Consider the following 20,934-nt stretch of genomic DNA (forward strand, 5'->3'; position numbering starts at 1 on the left):
GTGGGGGGCAGTCCTCCCGCGGGGGCGGGAGGTTGAAGTGAAGAAGCGGGCAGCCCTGAGAACAGGACCGCCCGCGCGGGAAACGGATGTGTTGATTCTACGTCAGTCACCGGCCTGCTTGAAGATGAACGGGTAGGTGACGATCACGGAGCCTCCACCCTTGGGCTCCGGGAACTTCCAGGTGCGCACGCGGCCAGCCACGCAGGTCTCCAGGTCCGAGTTGCCCGCCGTGGACTGCGCGACGTTGGACGTGGCCACCGAGCCGTTGGCGCTGATGACGAACTTCACGGAGACCTTGCCGCCCAGCTTGGGGAAGCGGTTGAGCAGGCTCTCGTAGCAGTAGCGGATCTGCCCGCGGTTGCGCTGGATGACCTGGCGGATGAGCTCCTTGTCCAGCGAGCCCATCACTTCCGGATCCGACGAGGTGATGCCCACGTCCACGCTCTGCTTGCCGCCGAGCGTGCCCACGCCGGTGCCGTAGCTGCCGCTGCCGCCGCCACGGCCCTTGGTGCCGATGCCGCCGATGCCGATGCTGTCACCGGTGCCGCCGCCACCGCCGCCGCTGCCGCGCAGGCCCATGCCGCCGAAGCCGCCCGCGTCGCCCGCCTTGGCGCCGAACATGTTGCCCATGGCGCTCTTGAGCTCACCGCCCAGGCCCGACTTGCCGAAGATGGTGGAGATGCCGCCCTTGCCACCGCCGAAGATCTTCGCGGTGAGGGCGCGCGCCTCGTCCTTCTTGTTCGGGTCGCCCTTGGGCGCCGCGCGGTTGTTGGTCTTGGGCGCGTCCTTCTTGCCCATCTGACCTTCGTCGTTGCGCTGCTTCTGGGCCATCTCGCCCGACTTCTTCTCCTTCTGCTGGTTCAGCTTCTCCAGGAACTTGTTCTTCTGGGTCTCCGGAGCCTTGATGATCAGCTTCGCGATGCGCGCGTCGTTGCCCGCGAGCTCATCCGCGTACTCGTCCCCTTCCCCACTCTGGTTCATGGAGTGGATGACGAACGCGGTGCCGATGAAGAACATCACCAGGAAGATGTTGAGCGCCGTGTAGTCGATGTTCTCGCCCACCGGCACGGCGACGCGCTTGGGCACCGGCTGGAACTGCGCCTCCAGCGTGAGGCCGCCCAGGTCCACCCAGACGAAGTCGTCCGCTTCCAGCGTGAGGCCGTAGGCGTCGCCGTCCTGGGAGGCCTTGCCGGACTCCATCACCGCTTCCAGGTCCAGCGTCTCGCCCTTGCGGGTGAGCTCGCCCTTCATCTTGCGCGCGAAGCGCACGGTGAAGGACTGGCCGTCGGTGCGCAGCACCTCGAAGGTGGGGGCGCCCAGCTTGGCGTCGCCCATCACGAAGTCCACGCCCTTGGCGCTGCCGACCGTGAAGGCCTTCTTCGCGCCGGGGGGCACGAAGAACTCGCCCACGCGCTGGTCACCCCAGAGCAGGCGCAGCGACACGCCCTGCGGGCCGTTGGACTTCGTCTTGCGCACGGTGCGCACGCGCGGCGCGGCTTCCTGCTCCTCGTGCGCGTCGTCCGACTCCGGAGCCTTGGGGGCCTTGGGAGCCCGCGCGGGCGCCACGGCGTTCTTCTGCGTGGGCGCGACGGAGGAATCCAGCGCGGCGACGGGAGCCGGAGCCGGCGTCGCGGCGGGCGCGGGCGTCGCGACCACCGGAGCGGGCCCGGCAACGGCCTGCGCGATGGCGGCGGCGGGGGCCACCGGCGCGACCGTGGGGTTCTTGTCCGTGGGCGCGTCCGCCTGGGCGACGGCGGCGGCCAGGTTCACCGCGGCGACAGCGGCCGGGTTCTCCAAGCGGATGGTGGTGCCACCCACGCGGACCTCGTCACCGAAGGAGACCTGCCCCTTGTTGACGCGCTTGCCGTTGACGTAGGTGCCTTCGACGCTGCCCATGTCGATGATGGACATGGAGCCGTCGGCGGCAACTTCGATGACGGAGTGGATGCGGCTGACCTTGTCGTCCTCAAGGCACAGGTGCGCGGAGGAAAGACGACCAATCTTGATGATGTCGCGCTCGTAGTCCTTGGAGGCGACCAACGTGTCGCCCTTGAAGACCTTGAGTGTCAGGGGTACGGCCATGGAGGGCTCCCGGTAGGCTTTGGCGCTCTTGGACAACGGTGCCGGCGGAAGGTTCCCGCCGTCGATTCAATCCGTGGTGGGGGGATTACAGCTCGCCCACGGACTGCATCACCTTGTCCTCGAAGTCTTCGCGGATGCGGATGAGGTTCGAGTGCTTCACGGTCTTGCGCGCCTCGACGTACTCGCCATCCGGCTTCGTGAGGTCACCTTCAATGGTGTCGTCCTCGAAGTCGACGCTGGTCGTCTTCTGCATCCTGGCGCCGCCACCCTCACCCGCCGCCTTGCCGCCCTCGTCCTGGGCGAAGGCCGGGGCCACCGACAGCGTCACCAACAGCATCAGCCACTTCCGCATCCTGCCTCCACGTGGGGCCTTCCCAAGGCCCACTGGTGTTTCCGCATGGTGGGCCCCTGCCTCGAAAAGCGAGGGGCCCACAAGGTTCGCATCTTCCCGAGCCGCGCCGCCAGCGTGAAGCCACTGGCGGGCGTCTCCCACATCACAGCAGGTCGTCGGTGGGCTCGTCGGAGTCCGCCGGTGCTGCATTCTTCTGGGCAGGGGCCGTCTGCGTGCCACCCGCCGGAGTGGCGGCCGGCTGCTGCGCCCCCGTGCCCGAGGCCGGCGTGGCCTGCGGAGCGGTGCCGTTGCCGGACGCGGGCGTCGCTCCACCCGGAGGCGGCTGGCCCTTCTGCTTCGCCTCTTCCGCCTTCATCGCGGCCTGCTGCTGCGCCTGGAGCGCCTCCATCTGCTTGGCCTGGGCCTCCGCGGCGGACGCCTCGCGCTTGGCCTGCACGATGCTCTCCGCCTCGCGCAGGAGGCCGAAGACAGGCGCCTCCGCGTTGATCGCGACCTCGCCGCCGGCGAGCGCGACGTACTTCTTGTAGAGCTCCACCGCGCGCTCGGGGGCGTCCTTCACCTTGTGCAGGATGATGCCGCGGTTGAGGTACGTGGCGCCCAGGTCGGGGTTGAGCTTCTCCGCCTCGTCGTACTCCTGCATGGCCTTGTCGTACTGGCCCTGGCCCTTGAGCGCGATGCCCAGGTCCACGTGCGCGGCGGCGTTCTTGCCGTCCGACTGCAGGATGCGGCGCAGGTGCTCCTCCGCGCCGGGGAAGTCCTCCGCGTTGAGCGCCAGTTGGGCCAGCTCCACGTGCGCGGGCACGTAGTCCGCCTTCGCCTCCAGGGCGCTCTTGAACTGCAGGCGCGCGCCCTCGGTGTCGCCCTCCTTCAGGAGGATGAGGCCCACGGCCTGGTGCAGCTCGGGGTCCGTGCCGTCCAGCTTCACCGCGCGCAGCGCGACGAGCTTCGCCATGGCCAGCTGCTTGCGATCCAGGTAGCTGCGGATCATGACCTTGAGGGCGTTGGTGTTCATCGGGTCGCGCATGAGCGCGGCGCGAGACAGCTCCATCGCCTTGTCGTGGTCGTTGTTCTGCCGGTAGATCTCCGCGAGCCGCGCGCGCGAGCCCGCGTCATCCGGGTAGCGCGTGAGCACGTCCTGGTAGAGCGCCACGGCGCCGGCCACGTCGCCGCCGTTCTGCTTCATGATGGCCAGGTTGTCGGACGCCTGGCGCAGGGACGGCTTCTTGGTGAGCGCGGACGCGTAGCGGGCCTTGGCCTCGTCGCCCTTGCCCATGCGCTCGGCGATGACGCCCAGGTTGTACTCGGCCTCCGCCAGGTTCTGGTCCGCCTCCAGGGCGGCCTTGAACTTGCGCTCCAGCGACGGGTAGTCGAAGGCCTTCGCCTTCTTCTGCGCGTCGAAGGACTTCACCGCGTCATCGAACAGCAGCATGGCGCGGTTGGAGATGGACACCGGGCCCGTGGGGGCGGCCACCGGCTTGGCGACAGCCGCCGGGGTGTTGGTCTGCGTGGTGGAACAACCGACGGCGGTCAGCGCCAGCGTGGCCAGCAGGAGGGGGCGGAACGGGTGCATGCGGCGATTCATTAGAGGAAGTCCTCCGGCTCCTGATCATCAACGGTCTTCTTGGGGGCGCCGTCCTTGGACGCGGCGGCGGGCTTGGCGACCTCGGACTCGGTCTGCTGGCGAAGCGCGTTCGTCAGCGCGGACAGGTCCTCGTTGAGCGCCTCGCTCTTGGCCATCTTCTCCGGCTCGGACTTGGAGACCGGGGGCGGGATGTCCTGCACGGCGGCCAGCAGGTCGCCGCCCAGCACCAGCTCCTTGTTCTTCAGCGCGAGCTTCTCCTCCAGCACCTCCGGGTAGCGGTCCGGCGCGTAGGTGGTGCGGAGGATCTTCAGGCTCGCCGCGGCGCAGTCGTTGAACACGCCCAGCTCGCGGCTCTTGGCCACCGCGCCGGAGAAGGCCTCCGTGGCCTTGTCCTTGAGCGGCTGGGCCTGGTTGGCGAACTCGTCGCGCAGGGCCTGCTGCGACTCCTCATCCAGGCCGCGCGGCATGGGCGCGTTCACGACGAGCTCCGCCATGTGGTCATACGCGAGGCCAATGCGCTGCAGCGCGCAGATGGCCGGCTCCGGGGCGCCCAGGGCCACGGTCTGCACGTACTTCTTCTGGACGACCTCCAGCGCGCGGCCCTTGTCGGCCAGCGAGCCCTTGAAGCGCTCCGGCGACGGCGGCACACCCCAGTACAGCTTCAGGCGCTTGAACTCGTTCCAGTCCGGCTCGATGGCCAGCAGGTTCGCCTGCGCGGCGGCGGCCAGCGCGGGCTTCTCCAGCGCGGTCTGCTGACGGCGGGGCAGCTGGTCGAAGTACTCGAAGATGCGCTTGTTCATGCGGCGCACGTCGTTCGTCTTCCGCATCTTCGCGTAGATGTCGGTGATGCGGCCCTCGGCCATGAGGAACTTGCTCTGGCTGCGCATGTTGTCGCGCTCGTACTCCTCCAGGAGCTTGATGGCCTTCATGTACGCGCCCTGCTTCACGTACAGGTCCACGACGGACAGGAAGGCGGCCTCCGCGTCCTTCGACTTGGGCCACAGCTCGATGTAGTGCTCGCGGTTCTTGAGCGCGGCCTTCAGCTGGCCCAGGCCCTCGCGGTAGGTGGCCGCGTTGAACAGGGCGATCTGCGCCTTGGACTCGTCCCACTTCTGCACCACCGCGGGCTTCGCGGGGCCGTCGTCGTTGGAGGCCTGCTTCGCGCGGCCCTTGGCCTTGCTCTTCGCCTTGGCCTTCGCGGCCGGCGCGCCGCCCTTCTCGTTCAGGTTGCGCTCGTAGCCGCGCACGTAGAGCTCGTAGGTGCCCGCGGCCTCCTCGAAGTCACCGATGGCCTCCAGCGCCTCCGCGTTCGCGTAGATGGAGTCCGGCACGTACTTGGACCGGGGGTACTCCGCGAACAGGCGCTTGCGGACCTCGATGGCCTTATCCAGGCTCTTCGCCTTGTAGTAGTCGACGGACGCGTTGTAGAGCGCCAGGTCCGCGATCTCCGTCTGCGGGAAGTCGTGGACGAAGTTCAGGTACGCCTCGGCCGCCTTGGAGAACTCCTTCTTCTCCTCCAGCTGGCTGACCAGCTTGAACGACGACTGCTCGATGAGCTTCGCCAGGTCGTCGCGGAACTTGCCGGTGGCCAGCTTGTCGTTGGAGTAGAAGCGGCGGGCCCACTCGTTGACCTTCGCGAAGTCGCCCAGCAGGTTGTACGAGTCGAGGATGAGGTTGGCGGCGATTTCAGCGGCGCGCTGCCCGTCCTCGAACTTGTACTCGGGGTAGCCGAGCGCGATTTCGGAGAAGCGCAGCACCGCTTCGTCGAAGTGGTTGTGGCGGTAGTAGATGTTCGCCGCCTTGAAGGCGATCTCCACGCGCTTGTCGCCCTTGGGGACGTACTTGAGGTAGCGCTCGCACGCGTCCAGCAGCGACTTCTTCAGCGTGGGGATGGCGATCTTCTTCTGGATGTCCGTGCCGGCGGACTCGGACTTGGCCTCACCGCGCGCTTCAGCGGCCTTCACGACTTCGTCGTAGGCGAGCACGGCGTTGTAGGAGGCGTTGGTCAGCCACTTGCCCGGCTTGCCCGGCTTGGGCTTGCCCTTGTCGTCCTTGGCCTCCAGCACCTTGGCGTCCTGGAGGACGACGAGCGTGTAGTTGGCGGCGGCCTTGTCGAAGTTCTGGAGGTTGTCGTTGAGGAGCTCCGCCCAGAAGAAGCGCAGGTCGTACGCCTTGGGGTTCTCCGGGAAGAGCGTGAGGTAGTCGCTGTACACGGCGTCCGCGTACTTGAAGGTCTCCTCGCTGCGCGTCTTCTTGCCCTCGTTGTGCCAGGTGACGGCGAGGTTGGAGAGCGTGCGCTCGGACAGCTCCTTCGCCTCCGCGAGCGCCTTCTTGTCCTTGTCGTCCTTGATGACGCCAGAGGACTCGACGTCCTTCATGATCTTCACGAGCCGGCGCACCTGGGCCACGGTGCGCTCCTTGTTGCCCATGCGCAGGATGCAGTCGACGATCTTGCCCTGGAAGCCAGGGGCCTCCGGAGACAGCGGCTTCTCCTTGATCAGCGAGTTGTAGGTGATGGCCGCTTCGCGGTCCTTGCCGTCGCCGTAGTACAGGTTCGCGAGCTGCTTCATCATCGCGAAGCGGTCTTCCGGATTGGTGGCGACCTTGCCGAAGTCCGCGCGGGCCTGCGTCACGTCACCCTCGCGGGCGAAGGCGCGCACGTAGTCGGCGCGCGCTTCACGCACCAGCGAGCCCTTCGCCTTGGACTTGCCGTCCTTCTCCACGGCGGCGGCGCCAGCCAGCTCACCGTAGAGGACCACGGTCTTGTACTTGTCCTTCGCGGACTCGTACTCGCCCATGTTGAAGTAGCACCAGCCCTGCTTGTAGAGGGCGAAGGCGTAGACCTGGTTCTCCGGGAACTCGGCGGCCTTCTTGTACGCGGCGAGCGCCTTCTCCAGCTCCGGGCGCTTGCCCTTGGAGTTGTTGAAGTAGTACTCGCCGAAGGCGAAGTACGCGTCCGGGATGTACTTGGACGTGGGGTGCTTCTCAATCAGGCGCTTGAACGCGACGAGCGCCTTCTTGTCCTGGCCGTCCTCCATCAGGTACTGGCCGAGGAAGAAGAGCACTTCGTCCGTGCGCTCGAACTTCGGGTACTCCTGGACGATCTTCGTGTACTGCTCGACGGCGTACTTGCCGTTCTCCTTCACCTTCGCCATCAACTCCGCCTTCTCCGCCTTGGCCTTCTGCTGGGCCGCGGCGTCGTTGCGGTTCATGGCGACGATGAGCTCGTCGTCCTTCCGGTTGGCTTCGAAGAAGAAGAACTTCGACTCCTCCCAGTAGAGCTCGCCCAGGCGGAACAGCAGGCTGGGGGCCTCCTTCTGATCAGGAGACAGCGAGATGATCTTCCTCAGCGATTCGATCTGTTCGCGGCGCTTGGAAGCGACCTGCACTTCCACGCCCAGGCGGAACTGATCATATTGAAGCGCGGGAGCGGCCTGCTGGGCTTCCTTCGGGCGCGTGATGTCGCCTGCGAGGGACTTGTCCACGGTGGTGGTGGACTTCTTGCCCAGGTCAGCGTCGCGCAGTGCTTTCTTCTCCTGGGCCGAAGCCATGGAAGTCAGGAGAACGAGGCAAACGAGTAGCGAGCGGCGCATGGTCTTCCTAGGAGCGGGTGACCGGTGTCCACGGATGCCTGCTTGCTTGGCAAGTGTCCGGGAATCTTCGGGAATTTCCATGAGGGGACTCGTACTATGCGCGGTTTGCGCAAGGCGGGTCAACCCAGACGACGGGACGTCCGGTCCGTTGGATAGCAAGCGGGAAAACTTCAATTTCGCTGTGCGCCTGCACCGCTCCAGGCAGCGACAGGAAGGTTGCACCGGCTGTCCCAACGGGTATGGGAGGCTGGCGGCTGTTCGTCTGGTCGCCCTGCCTGGAGTGGTTGTCGGATCATGAGTCTTCTGCCGGAGAGCGCCAGCTTCGAAGAGCTGGTGCAGGACTACTTCCTCGCGGTGCGCGGCGCGGGCCTGATGTTGTCCGCGCTGGACACCGAGCTCGTCATCGCGTGGGCTCGGGAGGGCGTGCCCTTCGAGGTCGTGGCGCGCGGCATCTCGCGTTCGGCGGAGAAGGCGCTGTGGGACGCGCGGCCCGGAGAGCCGGTGCTGCGTTCGCTGCGCGCGTGCCGGCGCCAGGTGGAGACGGAGATCCGTAAGTACCGCGACCTGTCCGCGGGCCAGGGAGAAGAGGCGCCTGCGGCCTCCTCGAAGAAGCGCCCTGCCCGTTCGTGGGAAGAGGTGCGGCACGCGCGGTTGTGCGCGGCGCTGCGGGCGCTGACGGAGCGCGAAGCCGCGATGGCGCCGCGGGTGCACCGGCTGCTGGACACGGTGCTCGCGTGCGTGCCTCGCGAGCCCGCGGCCATGGATCAGCAGGAGGCCTGGGCGCTGCTGGTGCTGCTGCGCGCCCTGCCCTTCTCGGAGCGACGCACGGTGTGGCGAGATGCGCGCACCGGTGAACAACAGCTGATGACCGCCCGCGCGCGGCGTGTGTCCCGGCGCTTCCGGCTCCAGGCGGCCGTCAGACGGCGGCTGGACATGAAGGAAACCTGAAGGGTTGTCCTCCCACCACGGGCCTGAACGAAAGTTCAGCAGGCTGACGAGCAAGGGGGACGGTGTTATGGCTGGGCGCGATGGCTGCCAAGGCGAACGGCGAGGCGTGTGGGCTGTGCGGCGGGCGGACGTACGTCATCGAGCGGCGCGGAGAGCTCGCGACCGCTCGGGTGTGTACGTGCTCGGTGGACTGCCCGATGTGCGGTGGACGCGGGCACAGGCTGGTGCAGAAGGAAGGCACCTTCAGCGCGAAGGTGGGCCCCCGGATGTATGAGGTCCTGGAGCCGTGCGTGTGCACGCTCCGGCGCACGCGTGTGGCGCTTTACAACGATGTGCAGATGCCGGGCGTCATGGCGCACGCGTCGTTCGACAACTACCGGCCCTTCAACGAGGCGCAGGACCGGGGCCGCGGCGTGGCGATGCACTTCGCCAATCAGTACGTGAAGGGCGCCACCAACAAGGGCTTCGTGCTGAGCGGACCGGTGGGCACGGGCAAGACGCACCTCATGGCGGCGACGCTCGGGCACCTGGTGCTGGAGATGGGCGTGAAGACCCGCTACGTCGAAATCTCGCTCCTGTACGCGACCATCCGGCGCGGCTTCCAGGACGGCAAGAGCGGCGGAGAGATCATCGGGCCCTTGTCGGAGGTGGAGGTCCTCGCCATCGACGAGCTGGGCAAGGGGCGCGGCAGTCCCTTCGAGATGGAGACGCTCGATGAGCTGATCGCCCGGCGCTACAACGCGGGGCGCACGACGCTCTTCGCCACGAACTACTCGCTGGAGCCAGAGCGCAAGGGCGTGCGGAGCAGCGCGCCTTCAGGCTACCGCACCACGGACGACGCCCGCTCCGCCATGAAGGACGCGGAGCTTCTGCGCGAGCGCGTGGGCGAGCGCATCTACAGCCGCCTCTGCGAGATGTGCACCTTCGTGGAGCTGCCGCGCGACACCCCGGACCGGCGGCGCACGCGGCAGGAGATGGACGCGCCGCCGCCCATGGGTGGCATGCGCAACCCGGGCCGGTGATCAGCGCTTGATGGCGCGCACCAGCGAGTTGCCCGCGTCCGCCACGTAGAGGGTGCCATCCGGCCCCACCGCGAGCCCGGCGGGCAGCACCAGCTGGGCCTCCCTGCCCGCGCCGTCATCCGCGCCATAGCGGCCACTGCCCGCGAGCGTGGTCAGCTTCTCCGGTTCACCCGACGCGTTGAAGGTCAGCCGGCGCACGCGGTAGTTGCCGGGGTCGGAGATGGCGAGCGAGCCGTCCGGCAGCAGCGCCAGTCCCAGGTACGGCAGCAGCTGGCCCTCCTTCGGATCCCCGTCGCGGAAGCCGGGCGTGGAGCCCGCCACCACGGTGGTGACGCCGTCGCGCACGCGCACCACGCGCGCCATGCCACTCTCCACGACGTAGGTGGTGCCGTCCGCCGTCTGGGCCACCGCGGAGGGACGGTAGAGCCAGTCGCCCTGAAGCGTCGTCACCGGGTTGCCGGGCGTCACCATGTCGATGCGGCGGATGACGCTGTTGTTGAGGTCCGCCACGAGCAGCGCCGTGCCGTCCGGCGTGAAGGACAGGCCCGCGGGCTGGTTGAAGGCCGCCGACAGCGCGGGACCGTCCTGGTAGCCGAACGAGGTGCCCGCGAAGACCTGCGCCTTTCCGTCCGGGGTGATGCGGCGGATGAGCGCGTTCTCCGTGTCGGACACGTAGAGGTTGCCCAGCGCGTCCGAGGCGATGCCCATGGGGCCGTAGAGGCCGGTGAGCACCGTGCGGATCTTCCCGTCCGGCGACACGCGCTTCACGGTGTTGCCCAGCGAGTCCGCCACTGCCCAGCCCCCATCCGGCAGCACGGCGACAGCGAGCGGCGCGCCCAGTTCGTCCGGCCCCACCTTCGCGCCCGAGTGGCAGCGCTTGCCGGGCTGTCCCGCCACCGTCGTCACGGACGCGGCGAACGGCCCCATCGGAGTGGGCGCCGCCGGGGGCTGGAACTTCACCAGGTCGCCCGGCAGCTTCCGGCCCAGCGCCTTGTAGAGCACGTTGGCCACGATGCGGCCCGCGCGCGGATCCGCCACGCGGTCCCCCACCCCGGCCAGCTTCTGCACGAAGTCGATGCCTCCCGAGGAGAAGACGTACGCCTCCCCCTGCTTGCGCACCACCATGTGCGCGAAGCCGAAGCCGCCCTGGAGCGACAGCGAGGGCGACTCCGCGAGCACCTCCACGCCGGAGGGCTGGCGGCCGTTGGACACCAGCTGATCCACTTCGTAGCCGTTCGCCATCCACAGGGTGTCACCGGCCTTCAGGCCCGTGCCGTTGAAGGCCCAGTGCTCCGGATGGGTGATGACGGTCGGGAAGGGCCACTGGTGCCAGCGCGCGGCGAACTGCACGCCCAAGAGCGCGTTCTCCGGACGGGGCGCGGGCAGGTCGCGGAACTTCACCGTCCTGCGCTGGTCCTTGTACGGGTCCTCGGGCGCGCCCTTGTAGCAAGTCACGACGCGGCGCGGGCGGCCGTCGGCGGAGGGCTCGAAGCGCACCTGCCAGTAGGCGTTGTTCGCGCCCAGGTTGATGATGGACCGCTCTTCGGACAGCGCGCGGTCCGCGTGGTCGCGCTGCTTGGAGGACCAGTACTCGTCGTGGCCGGACATCACGAACACCTTCGCTCCACGAAGGAAGTCGTAGCTTTCGTCCATGTCCTCGTCGGTGAAGTAGCCCACGTCCAGGTCTTGCGACTCCAGCCACGTGACCAGGCTCAGGTCGTCCGTCATCAGGTGCCCGGAGCCCTGGCCCCGGTAGTAGGGCCGGTCGTAGGAGGACTGGAAGGCACGCGAAACGCCGTGCGCCTTCATCACGCCCTTCTGATCATCGTAGAGGCTGGTGCCGCCCCAGGTGTTGTACGCCGCCCAGTTCGCGGTGGGGATGAGCACCGCGACCTCCGAGCGAGGGTTGGCGTCCCGCACGTAGAAGGGCACGTAGCGCGATGGCCGGTCGTCGCGCACGAGCTTCACCACGTACACGCCGCGCACCCAGTCCTCGCCGATGGGGATCTCCAGCGTGGGGGACCAGGAACAGGCGATGATCCCCGTCGTCGGATCCGCGGGGCAGTCCGCCTGCCGCGTGCCCTGCACCGGGCCGCCGCGCGCGACCTCGCGGGCACCCACGCCGCCGTAGTAGCCCAGGCGGTAGACGAACCAGCTGAACTTGCGCTCCTCGGACAGGGACACCGCCACGCGCAGCGACTCGCCCTGCGTCAGGGTGGCCTTGAGCGGGTAGCCTTCAATCTCACGGCTGTTGGCGTTCTTGTCGATGCGCCAGCCCGTGGTGCCCTTCTTCTGATTCTCCTTGTGGACGGCGTCCGGGTCGCGCTCGGGCAGTGAGCTGCCGCCGTCGGGCAGCGTGCCCGCGTCCGGCTCCTCTTCTGGAGTGCCCGCGTCGTATTCGGGAACGACGATGCCGCCGTCCGGACCGATGACGCCCGCGTCGTCGTTGCTCAGCGGCGGATCATCATGGCGGTCGCCAGGGGGAGGCGTGCCGGGTGCCGGACCGGAGTCCTTGCAGCCCGAGGTCCCCGTCACCAGGAGCGCCAGCACCACCCCCAGTCCCATCCAGCGACGCCCCTGAGCCATGGCCCAACCCTCCAAGGTGTTCGGGGAAGAGGGTAGGCATCGACTTCTCAGAGGGAAGCGCGCTGCCCCCAATGGGAAAGGAGGTTCGACAGACGATGTCGACTCGTCCCCAGGGACAACCCGCAAGTCCTCGGATCAACGGAGGTTGCGCGGGCGCGATGCGTGTCAGCTACCGAGCAGTTCGCGGTGCAGCCGGGCCGTGAGGGTCTTCAGATGCGTCTTGTCCACCAGGAGGGTCACCTGCAAGGGCGAGGTGCTCACCGCATGGACCCGCGCGGACAGGGCTTCCGCGGCGGAGAGGGCCTTGCGCAGCGGCACCCAGTCCGCGTTGAGGCCCACGCCCACACAGGTGACCGTGCCCCAGCCGTCCTGCCAGTCCACGCCCGCGCCAAAGCGCGTGGCCAGCTCACGCTGGAGCGCCTCCGGGCCGTGAATGTCCGCGAGTGGAACCGCCAGGTACGTGCGTCCCGGCGCGCCCGGCAGCCCGTCGTGGGCGAGCGTGCGGCCTCGGACGGCGCGCGCGTCCAGGAACTCCAGCAGCTCCTGGAGGGGCACGCTGGCGTGCGCGACGAGCACGGCCATCTCCGCGTCCGCCGTCACGCCCTTGACGCGGCTGTCGGTGGGCACGGCGAGCTCCTGCACGCGGGTGCCGGTGCCCTGGCCGTGCGCGGTGCGCGCGAGGATGGTGATGCCGCGCGCTTTCGCCCACTCCACGGCCTGCGCGTTGAGCACCTTGGCGCCGGCGCTCGCCAGCTCCTGCATCTCGTCGTAGCTCAGCGACTCCAGCTTGCGTGCGTCCGGCACCACGCGCGGATCCGCGCTGAAGACGCCGTCCACGTCCGAATAGATTTCACACGCCTCCGCGTCCAGCGCCGCCGCCAGCGCGACCGCGGTCGTATCGGAGCCGCCGCGTCCCAGCGTCGTCACCTCCTTCTTGTAGGAGACGCCCTGGTAGCCCGCGACGATGACGACCTTGCCGTGCGCCAGCTCGTCCTGGATGCGGTAGGGCCGCACCTCCACGATGCGCGCCTGGGCGTGCGCGTCGTTGGTGATGATGCCGCTCTGGCTGCCGGTGAAGCTGATGGCCGGGACGCCCTGCTCCTGGAGCGCCATGGACAACAGCGCCATGGAGATGCGCTCGCCGCAGGTGAGGAGCATGTCCAGTTCGCGCCGGGGCGGGTCCTGGGACACGCTCTTGGCCAGTGACAGCAGGTCATCCGTGGTGTCGCCCATGGCGCTCACGACGACGACGACCTGATAGCCCGCGTCCCGCTTCTGCTTCACGCGCCGCGCGACCTTGCCGAGCTTCTCCGCGTCAGCGACCGATGAGCCGCCGTACTTCTGCACCACGATTGGCATCCACGCCTCGCTTCCGGGGCAGTGTAGAGTTCGCCCCCGCGCATGCCAATCACCGAGAAGCCCATCATCGAGGTGCGCAACCTCACCCGGCGCTACCGCGATCGCGTGGCCATCGAGGACCTGTCCTTCACGGTCGGTGAGGGCGAGCTGCTGGGCTTCCTGGGCCCCAACGGCGCGGGCAAGTCCACCACGATGAAGATCCTCACCGGCTTCCTGCCCCCCTCCGAGGGCAGCGCGAAGGTGGCGGGCTTCGACGTGTCCACGCACCCCATGGAGGTCAAACGGCGCATCGGCTACCTGCCGGAGACGCCGCCGCTGTACCCGGAGCTGACGGTGCACGGCTACCTGGCGTTCGTCGCGGCGCTCAAGCAGGTGCCCGGCCGCGCGGTGAAGGCGGAGGTGGCGCGGGTGGCGGGGCTCACGGGCATCGACGACGTGATGGGCCGCGTGCTCCAGAACCTGTCCAAGGGCTACCAGCAGCGCGTGGGCATCGCGCAGGCGCTCATCGGTTCGCCGCCGGTGCTCATCCTGGACGAGCCCACCGAAGGCTTGGACCCCGCGCAGCGCGCGGACCTGCGCGCGTTGATCCGGAGCCTCAAGGGCAGGCACACGGTGCTGTTGTCCACGCACATCCTCCCGGAGGTCACGGTGACGTGCGAGAAGGTGCTCATCCTCCACCAGGGCCGCGTGGTGGCCCATGACGCCATCGACCAGCTGGCGAAGGCGCATGGCCAGGCCGAGCACGCGTCGTTGGAAGAAGTCTTCATCAAGCTGACCGCCGCCTGAACAGGAACCCACAGCGCATGCGCACCGCCCTGGCCATTGCCCGCAAGGAGCTGGCCGTCGCCTTCACCACCCCGTGGGCCTACGCCGTGTTCACGGCGATGGCGGCGCTCTCGTCGTTCTTCTTCGTCAGCCTGCTGGAGCAGTTCCAGCAGGTGCAGTCCCTGGCGCGCGAGCACGGCTGGAGCAAGCTGCCGCCGGACTCCATCGTCTACCGCAACCTCACGGACGGCGTGGTGGTGCAGCTGTGGGGTGTGGTGTTGATCCTCACGCTCTTCGTCGCGCCCTTCCTGTCCATGCGGCTGTTCGCGGAGGAGAAGCGCCAGAAGACGTTCGCGCTGCTGCTCACGACGCCGGTGCGGCCGGTGGACATCGTGCTGGGCAAGTACCTGGGCGGCCTGGGCCTCATCTTCGTCACGCTGGGGCTGACGCTGGTGTTCCCGGTGCTGCTGTCGGTGGTGGGCACGGGCCCGTCCGGCTCCGCGCTGGAGTGGCCCACGGTGCTGCTGGGCTACGGCGCGGTGCTGCTGTGGGGCGCGACGTGCATGGCCGTGGGGATGTTCATCTCCGCGTTGACGGAGAGCCAGATGCTGGCGGCGTTCCTCACCTTCACCGTGCTGTTGCCGTGGATGCTCCTGCGCGGCGTGGCCCAGTCCACCGCGGAGCCGCTGCGCTCGTTCCTGAACTACCTGTCCTTCGACACGCAGTTGCAGGGGATGATCCAGGGCGTCCTGGAGGTGCAGGCGCTGGTGTTCTTCGCGTCCGTCATCCTGTTCTCGCTGCTGCTCACCCACCGCGCGGTGGAAGCGCAGCGCTACGCATGACCATGAGAGCGACCCACGTCACCCGGGTGCTGGGGCCCTTCGGCCTGCTGCTCCTCGCGTCCAGTCCCTTCACGCTGTTCCTCACCTCCGGCAGCGTGGCGCTCGCCGCGGGCAAGGCGGTGCTGGGCGCGGCGATGCTCACGGCCTACGTCGTCACGCACCGGCAGGAGCTGGGGCGCGCGGGCACCCGCCGCACGGGACGGTTCCTCGCGTCGTCCGTGCTCACCACGCTGGCGGTGCTGGGCGTGCTGGTGACGCTCAACGTGCTCGCGTTCCGCAAGAACCAGCGGTGGGATTTGACGCAGGAGCGCATCTTCTCGCTCGCGCCGCAGACAGTGCAGACGCTGGCGGGGTTGAAGGAGAAGGCGCACGCGCTGGCGCTCGTCCCGCCCACGCATCCGTCCTATGGCGAGTTGGAGGAGCTGTTCCGGCGCTACCACGAGGCGGCACCGGAGTCCTTCGACTACGCCTTCGTGGATCCGCGCCGCGAGCCGACCCTGGCCGCGAAGTACCAGCTCAAGGACAAGCAGACGCTGGTCGTCGTCTCCCGCGGCGAGGGCGATGCCGCGCCCCACACCACCCTGCCCGTCCCCTCCGAGCAGGAGCTGACCAACGCCCTGCTCCAGCTGAGCGCGACGGGCGCGCAGAAGGTGTACGTCCTCGAAGGACACGGCGAGTGGTCGCTGGAGGCGGCCGGTGAGGGGCTGACGGAGCTGCGGCGCCAGCTGCTGCGCGAGGGCTACCGCCCCGAACCGCTCAACCTCCTGGGCCGGAAGGAGGTGCCTCGCGACGCGGGCCTGTTGATCATCGCTGGCGCGAAGCAGGCGTATACGGCGCCGGAGGTGGCGGTGTTGCGCACCTATCTGGGCGAAGGCGGCCGGCTGCTTTACTTCACCGACGCGAACACGGACGACGGGCTGGGCCTGTTCCTCGCGGACTACGGCGTGCAGGTGGACGAGGGCGTGGCGGCGGACCCGCAGTTCAACTCGGGCAACCCGTTCGTCCTCCTGTCGAACTTCTACGGCAAGCACCCCATCACGCGTCCGTTGCAGGAGCGCGGCTTCAACATCCAGCTGCCCACGCCGCGCAGCTTCACGCTTGTCCGCGAGGGCTTCCTGCTGCCCGGCGTGACGGTGGAGCCCGTGCTGCTGAGCTCACCGTATGCGTGGGTGGAGTCGCGGCCCCTGGAGGACACCACTCCGTCCAGCGGCGAGAAGATGGGGCAGCTCACGCTGGTGGCCGCCGCGTCCCGGGACACGCGCACCGCGGAGCACAAGCGCTCCGACGAGGCGCGGCTGGTGGCCGTGGGAGACTCGGAGCTGCTGTTGGATCCGAACTGGGGCTACGAGGCAAACCGCAACCTGGTGATGAACTCCCTGGGATGGGCGTCCCATCAGGCGGAGAAGATCACCCTGCGCCCTCCCGACCGTGAGACGTCCACCCTGGAGCTGGGCGAGGAGCAGATGCGGACCCTGCGCTTCGTATCCACCGACCTGCTGCCCTTGTCGCTGCTGGGCGTGGGACTCGCGGTCTGGTTGTCACGGAGGAACCGGTGAGGACTTCCACCGTCTTGATGCTGGGGCTTTTGACCGTGGGCTGTTCGCGCGACGCGGAGAAGCCCCCTGCTCCGCCGAAGCTCTTCGCGACGGAGCCCGCCGAGCTGCCACGTGGTGCGACTCCGGACCCGACGCCCGTCTTCACGCACCTGACGGTGAAGGCTCGCGGCGCCACCACGGAGCTGGAGCGGACACCGGAGGGCTGGCGGCTTGTTTCTCCCGTGGAGGCGAAGGCGGATCCGTACGCGGTGGAGGCCCTGGTGCAGCAGCTCACCTCGGCGAAGTTCAAGTCCACCGTGAACGCGTCACCGACGGACGCGGACCTGAAGAAGTACGGGCTCACGTCCCCGGCGTTCACCGTGACGGCGCGGGCCTTCCTCCCGGATGCCAATGGTGAAGGCGCGGAGAATCCATCCCGCCAGCGCACCGTGACGCTGGCCGGTGGAGATGAGAACCCCTTCGATGGCTCCGTCTACGTGCGCCGTGAAGGCGATGCGACCGTGTACGCGGCCGACGGTGCCGTGCGGTACTCGCTGGACAAGGGACCGTTCGAACTGCGCGCCAAGGAGTTCCTGGGGCCGCTGGACCTCGCGTCGCTCCAGTCCATTGAAGTCAAAGCGAAGGACCACGCGTACGTGCTGACGCGCGAGGCGGACGGCAAGTCGTGGCGGCTGGAGAAGCCGGAGCCCACCCGCGCGAACACCAGCCGGCTGACGGACCTGCTCAAGGCGTTCGAGGCCCATCAGGCCCTGTCCTTCCCGCAGGACACCGCCGCCAACCGGAAGGCTTTGGGGTTGGACACGCCCGTCGTGGACGCGCGCTTCGTGCCTGCATCCGGTGAGCCCATCCGCGTCAGGCTGGCGCAGGTGACCCGCGACGACGCGAACGTCGTTCATGCACTGCGGGAACAGGGTTCGCGGTCCACGCTGGCGGAGGTCGAACCCCGCGCGCTGACGACACTGGACTTGGGCGTGCAGGAGTTGAAGGACCGCCGTGTGCTGTCGTTCCCACGCGACGACGTGCGGCGCATGGAGTTCCTCCCCGGAGGCAAGGCCGCCCCCGTGGTGGTGACGCGCGGCGCGGGCAACAGCGACGCATGGCAGGTGGACGGTCCCGGCGGTGGACGCGCCCCGCACTTCCGCGTGGTGAAACTGCTGGGCCGGCTGGAGGCGCTGAAGGCCGCCGCGTTCGGCGAGCCCAAAGTGAAGCACTGGGATCGCTATGGCATCAGCGACACGTCGCGGGGCGTCGTGCTGCGCGACGCGGACGGGCGCGAGCTGGCGCGGCTGTGGCTGGGTGACGCCGTGCCGGACACGGAGGACCGGCTCTACGCACGGGGCTCCGGTCCGGACCTGGTGGAGGTATCCATGGGCGCGGTGGCGGACCTGCCCACGCGCGCCGCGGACCTCCAGGAGGCGCCGCCCGATGCTACGGACGGCGGACCTCCCGCGCCCTGAGCCAGCGCTACACTTCCATCAAGGCGAAGCGCTGCTCGGGCGTGAACTTGGTGAGCAGCGGCATGGCGACGTTGAACACAGGGATGCCGCTCTTCGTCTTGCCCTCGAGCGCGCCGTGGTGCGCGTGGCCGTGGAAGACGTAGGCCGCGCCGTAGTGGTCGATGGGCATCGACAGACGGCTCGTCCCCAGGAAGGGGCGGATCTCGATGTTCTCCCCCTCCAGCGTCTCCGGGATGGGGGCGTAGTGCATGATCACGACCTTCTTGGGCGTGTCCAGGTGGCTGAGCGCCGCCTCCAGCTTGAGCGACTCGGTGACGGCCTCCTGCACGAAGGACTTCGTCTGTCCCTCGCCGAACGCCTGCAACGTCGCGTTGCCGAAGCCGCCTCCGAAGCCCTTCACCCCCGCGACGCCCAGCACCTTCTCGAAGATGAAGTGGTCCCCGTCGAGGATGTGCACGCCGACCTTGGAGAGCTCCGTGCAGATGTCCTTCACCTGCCCGTGCTCGTAGTCGTGATTGCCCAGCACGGCGGCGCACGGGACGCGCAAGGCCGAGAGCTCCTCGGCCAGCACCTTGCCCTCTTCAATCATCCCGCGGTCCGTCAAATCCCCGCACAAGAGCAGCAGATCCGCCGAGGCGTTCACCTGTTTGACGAGCTGACGGAAGCGCCCGTGCTGATCCTCCCGGCAGTGCAGGTCACCGACCGCTGCCAGTCGAATCTTCGAGTTCGGATCTCGCGCCACGGGTTCCCCCCTCGGGTCTGTCCTGTTCGTCCCACGCCCTGCCGTCCCCAAAGCCCCAGTGGTGGATGTCCACGTGATAGTTCACCTTGGACACCAGGTTGCCCCGGCACAGCTTCTCGTCCCAGCTGCCGTCGCGCACCGTCTGGAGCGTGCGGCTCATCAACTCCGTCATCACGTAGTTGGGCACGCTGTCGCGCTCGCTCGGGTACGCGAAGCGGAACATCATCAGGTGGCTGAGCAGCACCTCCCAGTAGCGGTCGAAGCGCCGGAGGATGCGGTCCCAGTCCATCTCCCGCCCCGCCTTGAGGATGAGGTGGTTGATGTCCGCGCCGTCATAGCGCTCGCGCTCGGTGACGAAGGCCTTGGACCAGATCATCTCCTCGGCCGGTGCGATGAGGCACTCGTAGCCGAAGATGGTGGCCTTCCTGGCGTTGGTGAACCACTCGTCGTCCACCGTCGCCACGCCGTTGCCGGAGGAGAAGATGAAGTCGACGAAGTAGTCGCCCTTGTACGCCTTGTAGAGCCAGACCTCGTCCGGCCGTTCCGTGCGCCAGCCATCCTTCTCCAGCACGTCCAGGGCGCGGATGGCGTCCTGCTTGCGCGGGAACAGGTCCAGGTCCTTGGTGTCGCGGTAGATGCCGGTATAGGTGGCGTAGGCATACGCACCCCCCACCACGAACGGCACCCCGGCCTCATGCAACAGGCCAACGGCTCTGGCGCGGGCGTTGATCTCGTCCGGCGCACGCTCCCGCTCGGCCAGCGTGGCGTCCGTACCCATCTCCCCGGGATGGTTCGGGTGTCGTTTTTCCATGGGCGAAAGGTAGGGATGGCCCATTTCAACCGTCAGGCAGGCGGGCGCGGGCGCCCGGAGAGCAAGCAGCCAGGCTCCAAGCGCTTGGTTTCACTGCGCTTTTCCACTCCTAGCGAGCGCCTTTTCTGTTTTTCGCACGGCCTGTGTCCATAGGGGCGAATTCACTGACGCACGGCCCGCACGAGACGGGCCCTGAAAGGACGCCCGACCATGCTGCGCAAGAGCCTGCTGTGTGCCTCCCTGTTGTTCGTGGGCTGCAACGACGCCGGGAGCAACGACGCGGACACGTTCCGTGACGGCCTGCCCTCCAAGGAGATGACGCAGGTGAAGGCGCCGAAGGCGAACGGCCAGGGCCTGACGGCGGCCGGCCCTTCCGCGCAGTACGGCCAGGGGCAGAAGGCGGAGTACTACCAGGCGACGGTGAACGCCACGGTGGCGGTGAACGGCGGCACGCTGTGGGTGCTCAACCTCATCGAGCAGATCTCCAAGTATCCGCCGACGACGCTGGAGGAGAACAAGGCGGTGTGGGGCCCGAGCACGGAGGCGCTGAGTCCCACCACGTGGCGGCTGACGGTGACGAAGTCGGGGGAGGCGTCGTTCTCCTGGGTGCTCGAGGGCAAGGCGAAGGGCGAGGAGGACAGCGCCTTCCGCGCGGTGCTGTCCGGCGCGCAGCAGGTGGCGGTGGACGCGGACGGCGAGCGCGTGAAGGGCTACGGCTCCGGCGAGCTGTTCATCGACTGGGACGCGGCGCACACCCTGCCGGATGCCGACGACAACGTGGGCACGGTGGAGATCCGCTACGCGCGCCCGAGCGCCTCCGCGGAGGCCACGGTGGACGCGGACTTCCACCAGGTGCGTGACGAGAAGGACGCCAACAAGCGCGTGGACGGGACCTACCACTACAAGGCGTCCGCGACGGCGGGCGGCGAGTTCGAGTTCGCGACGAACGAGGACATCGACAACGGTGACCCGCTGCGCGCGAAGCTGGAGAAGCTGTCCATCAAGAGCCGCTGGACTGCGACGGGGGCGGGCCGCTCGGACATCAAGGTGACGGGGGGCGACCTGGTGGGCGAGGCCACGCTGAACGAGTGCTGGGACACGAACTTCCTCAGCACCTACTTCCGCGTCAGCCTGGACCCGCGCCTGGGCTACGGCGAGGCGGAGGCGGCCTGCGGCGGGTTCTCGGCGGCGGTGTACTCGTCGCTGTGAGCCGGGTCGCGGTAGGCTTGCGCCGCGC

The 20,934-nt window shown here is 68.3% G+C and carries 15 protein-coding genes; 7 read left to right on the plus strand and 8 right to left on the minus strand.

All coding sequences use genetic code 11. The features are described 5' to 3' along the window. Nucleotides 1–102: 102 nt before the first annotated feature. From gltG to D7V77_RS09815, 4 genes are all read right to left on the minus strand, one after another. Nucleotides 103–2,082, minus strand: coding sequence for an adventurous gliding motility protein GltG (gltG, locus tag D7V77_RS09800; protein WP_120576029.1), 1,980 nt, complete (start codon nucleotides 2,080–2,082; stop codon nucleotides 103–105). Nucleotides 2,083–2,167: 85 nt separating this feature from the next. Then, a complete protein-coding gene (cglF, locus tag D7V77_RS09805) occupies nucleotides 2,168–2,434 on the minus strand; it encodes an adventurous gliding motility protein CglF (protein WP_120576002.1) in 267 nt (88 codons plus the stop codon). Nucleotides 2,435–2,576: 142 nt separating this feature from the next. Further along, complete coding sequence (gltE, locus tag D7V77_RS09810) at nucleotides 2,577–4,016, minus strand: adventurous gliding motility TPR repeat lipoprotein GltE (RefSeq protein ID WP_120576003.1); 1,440 nt, start codon at nucleotides 4,014–4,016, stop codon at nucleotides 2,577–2,579. Continuing rightward, nucleotides 4,016–7,609, minus strand: a complete 3,594-nt coding sequence (locus D7V77_RS09815) for a tetratricopeptide repeat protein (protein WP_169820127.1) — start codon at nucleotides 7,607–7,609, stop codon at nucleotides 4,016–4,018. Before D7V77_RS09815 ends, gltE begins: the two co-directional genes overlap by 1 nt. A 294-nt stretch (nucleotides 7,610–7,903) precedes the next feature. Here D7V77_RS09815 and D7V77_RS09820 point away from each other — a divergent pair, with 294 nt between their 5' ends. Continuing rightward, nucleotides 7,904–8,557 carry a hypothetical protein gene (locus D7V77_RS09820; protein WP_120576005.1) on the plus strand — a complete coding sequence of 218 codons (654 nt, stop codon included), beginning with the start codon at nucleotides 7,904–7,906 and terminating at the stop codon, nucleotides 8,555–8,557. A gap of 80 nt (nucleotides 8,558–8,637) precedes the next feature. After that, nucleotides 8,638–9,579, plus strand: coding sequence for an ATP-binding protein (locus tag D7V77_RS09825; RefSeq protein WP_120576006.1), 942 nt, complete (start codon nucleotides 8,638–8,640; stop codon nucleotides 9,577–9,579). On the opposite strand, the gene D7V77_RS09830 is transcribed toward D7V77_RS09825, so the two are convergent. Both D7V77_RS09830 and D7V77_RS09835 read right to left on the minus strand, forming a co-directional pair. Continuing rightward, the gene (locus tag D7V77_RS09830; RefSeq protein WP_120576007.1) at nucleotides 9,580–12,165 is read right to left on the minus strand and encodes a N,N-dimethylformamidase beta subunit family domain-containing protein; all 2,586 of its coding nucleotides are present in this window, start codon (nucleotides 12,163–12,165) and stop codon (nucleotides 9,580–9,582) included. A gap of 165 nt (nucleotides 12,166–12,330) precedes the next feature. After that, on the minus strand, nucleotides 12,331–13,524 hold the full coding sequence (locus tag D7V77_RS09835) for an aspartate kinase (RefSeq protein WP_120576008.1): 1,194 nt from the start codon (nucleotides 13,522–13,524) through the stop codon (nucleotides 12,331–12,333). A 42-nt stretch (nucleotides 13,525–13,566) separates the two neighbouring features. On the opposite strand from D7V77_RS09835, the gene D7V77_RS09840 reads away from it, so the two are divergent. The 4 genes from D7V77_RS09840 to D7V77_RS09855 are packed head-to-tail and all read left to right on the plus strand — an operon-like array spanning nucleotide 13,567 to nucleotide 18,144. Further along, nucleotides 13,567–14,310 (plus strand): ABC transporter ATP-binding protein, encoded by a 744-nt coding sequence (locus tag D7V77_RS09840; protein ID WP_169848470.1) that lies wholly within the window; start codon nucleotides 13,567–13,569, stop codon nucleotides 14,308–14,310. Nucleotides 14,311–14,327: 17 nt separating this feature from the next. Further along, nucleotides 14,328–15,131 carry an ABC transporter permease gene (locus D7V77_RS09845; protein ID WP_120576009.1) on the plus strand — a complete coding sequence of 268 codons (804 nt, stop codon included), beginning with the start codon at nucleotides 14,328–14,330 and terminating at the stop codon, nucleotides 15,129–15,131. Between the two features lie 2 nt (nucleotides 15,132–15,133). Then, a complete protein-coding gene (locus tag D7V77_RS09850) occupies nucleotides 15,134–16,687 on the plus strand; it encodes a GldG family protein (protein WP_120576031.1) in 1,554 nt (517 codons plus the stop codon). Then, a complete protein-coding gene (locus D7V77_RS09855; protein WP_120576010.1) occupies nucleotides 16,684–18,144 on the plus strand; it encodes a DUF4340 domain-containing protein in 1,461 nt (486 codons plus the stop codon). Before D7V77_RS09850 ends, D7V77_RS09855 begins: the two co-directional genes overlap by 4 nt. Nucleotides 18,145–18,151: 7 nt before the next feature. On the opposite strand, the gene D7V77_RS09860 is transcribed toward D7V77_RS09855, so the two are convergent. Next, on the minus strand, nucleotides 18,152–18,856 hold the full coding sequence (locus D7V77_RS09860; RefSeq protein WP_120564201.1) for a metallophosphoesterase: 705 nt from the start codon (nucleotides 18,854–18,856) through the stop codon (nucleotides 18,152–18,154). After that, nucleotides 18,840–19,697 (minus strand): nucleotidyltransferase, encoded by an 858-nt coding sequence (locus tag D7V77_RS09865; RefSeq protein ID WP_233596783.1) that lies wholly within the window; start codon nucleotides 19,695–19,697, stop codon nucleotides 18,840–18,842. The genes D7V77_RS09860 and D7V77_RS09865 overlap by 17 nt, the downstream gene beginning before the upstream one ends. A 210-nt stretch (nucleotides 19,698–19,907) precedes the next feature. Between D7V77_RS09865 and D7V77_RS09870 the strand changes: the two genes are divergently transcribed. Beyond that, nucleotides 19,908–20,906: a hypothetical protein gene (locus D7V77_RS09870; protein ID WP_120576012.1), complete on the plus strand. Its 999-nt coding sequence runs from the start codon at nucleotides 19,908–19,910 to the stop codon at nucleotides 20,904–20,906. Nucleotides 20,907–20,934: the final 28 nt, after the last annotated feature.

It is taken from the genome of Corallococcus sp. CA041A (assembly GCF_003612075.1).
Taxonomy (GTDB): domain Bacteria; phylum Myxococcota; class Myxococcia; order Myxococcales; family Myxococcaceae; genus Corallococcus; species Corallococcus exiguus.

Excerpts from the sequence above, each read along its gene's own strand:
- gltG (WP_120576029.1), bottom strand. The coding sequence starts at position 2,082 with ATGGCCGTACCCCTGACACTCAAGGTCTTCAAGGGCGACACGTTGGTC.
- cglF (WP_120576002.1), bottom strand. The coding sequence starts at position 2,434 with ATGCGGAAGTGGCTGATGCTGTTGGTGACGCTGTCGGTGGCCCCGGCC.
- gltE (WP_120576003.1), bottom strand. The coding sequence starts at position 4,016 with ATGAATCGCCGCATGCACCCGTTCCGCCCCCTCCTGCTGGCCACGCTG.
- D7V77_RS09815 (WP_169820127.1), bottom strand. The coding sequence starts at position 7,609 with ATGCGCCGCTCGCTACTCGTTTGCCTCGTTCTCCTGACTTCCATGGCT.
- D7V77_RS09820 (WP_120576005.1), top strand. The coding sequence starts at position 7,904 with ATGAGTCTTCTGCCGGAGAGCGCCAGCTTCGAAGAGCTGGTGCAGGAC.
- D7V77_RS09825 (WP_120576006.1), top strand. The coding sequence starts at position 8,638 with ATGGCTGCCAAGGCGAACGGCGAGGCGTGTGGGCTGTGCGGCGGGCGG.
- D7V77_RS09830 (WP_120576007.1), bottom strand. The coding sequence starts at position 12,165 with ATGGCTCAGGGGCGTCGCTGGATGGGACTGGGGGTGGTGCTGGCGCTC.
- D7V77_RS09835 (WP_120576008.1), bottom strand. The coding sequence starts at position 13,524 with ATGCCAATCGTGGTGCAGAAGTACGGCGGCTCATCGGTCGCTGACGCG.
- D7V77_RS09840 (WP_169848470.1), top strand. The coding sequence starts at position 13,567 with ATGCCAATCACCGAGAAGCCCATCATCGAGGTGCGCAACCTCACCCGG.
- D7V77_RS09845 (WP_120576009.1), top strand. The coding sequence starts at position 14,328 with ATGCGCACCGCCCTGGCCATTGCCCGCAAGGAGCTGGCCGTCGCCTTC.
- D7V77_RS09850 (WP_120576031.1), top strand. The coding sequence starts at position 15,134 with ATGAGAGCGACCCACGTCACCCGGGTGCTGGGGCCCTTCGGCCTGCTG.
- D7V77_RS09865 (WP_233596783.1), bottom strand. The coding sequence starts at position 19,697 with ATGGAAAAACGACACCCGAACCATCCCGGGGAGATGGGTACGGACGCC.
- D7V77_RS09870 (WP_120576012.1), top strand. The coding sequence starts at position 19,908 with ATGCTGCGCAAGAGCCTGCTGTGTGCCTCCCTGTTGTTCGTGGGCTGC.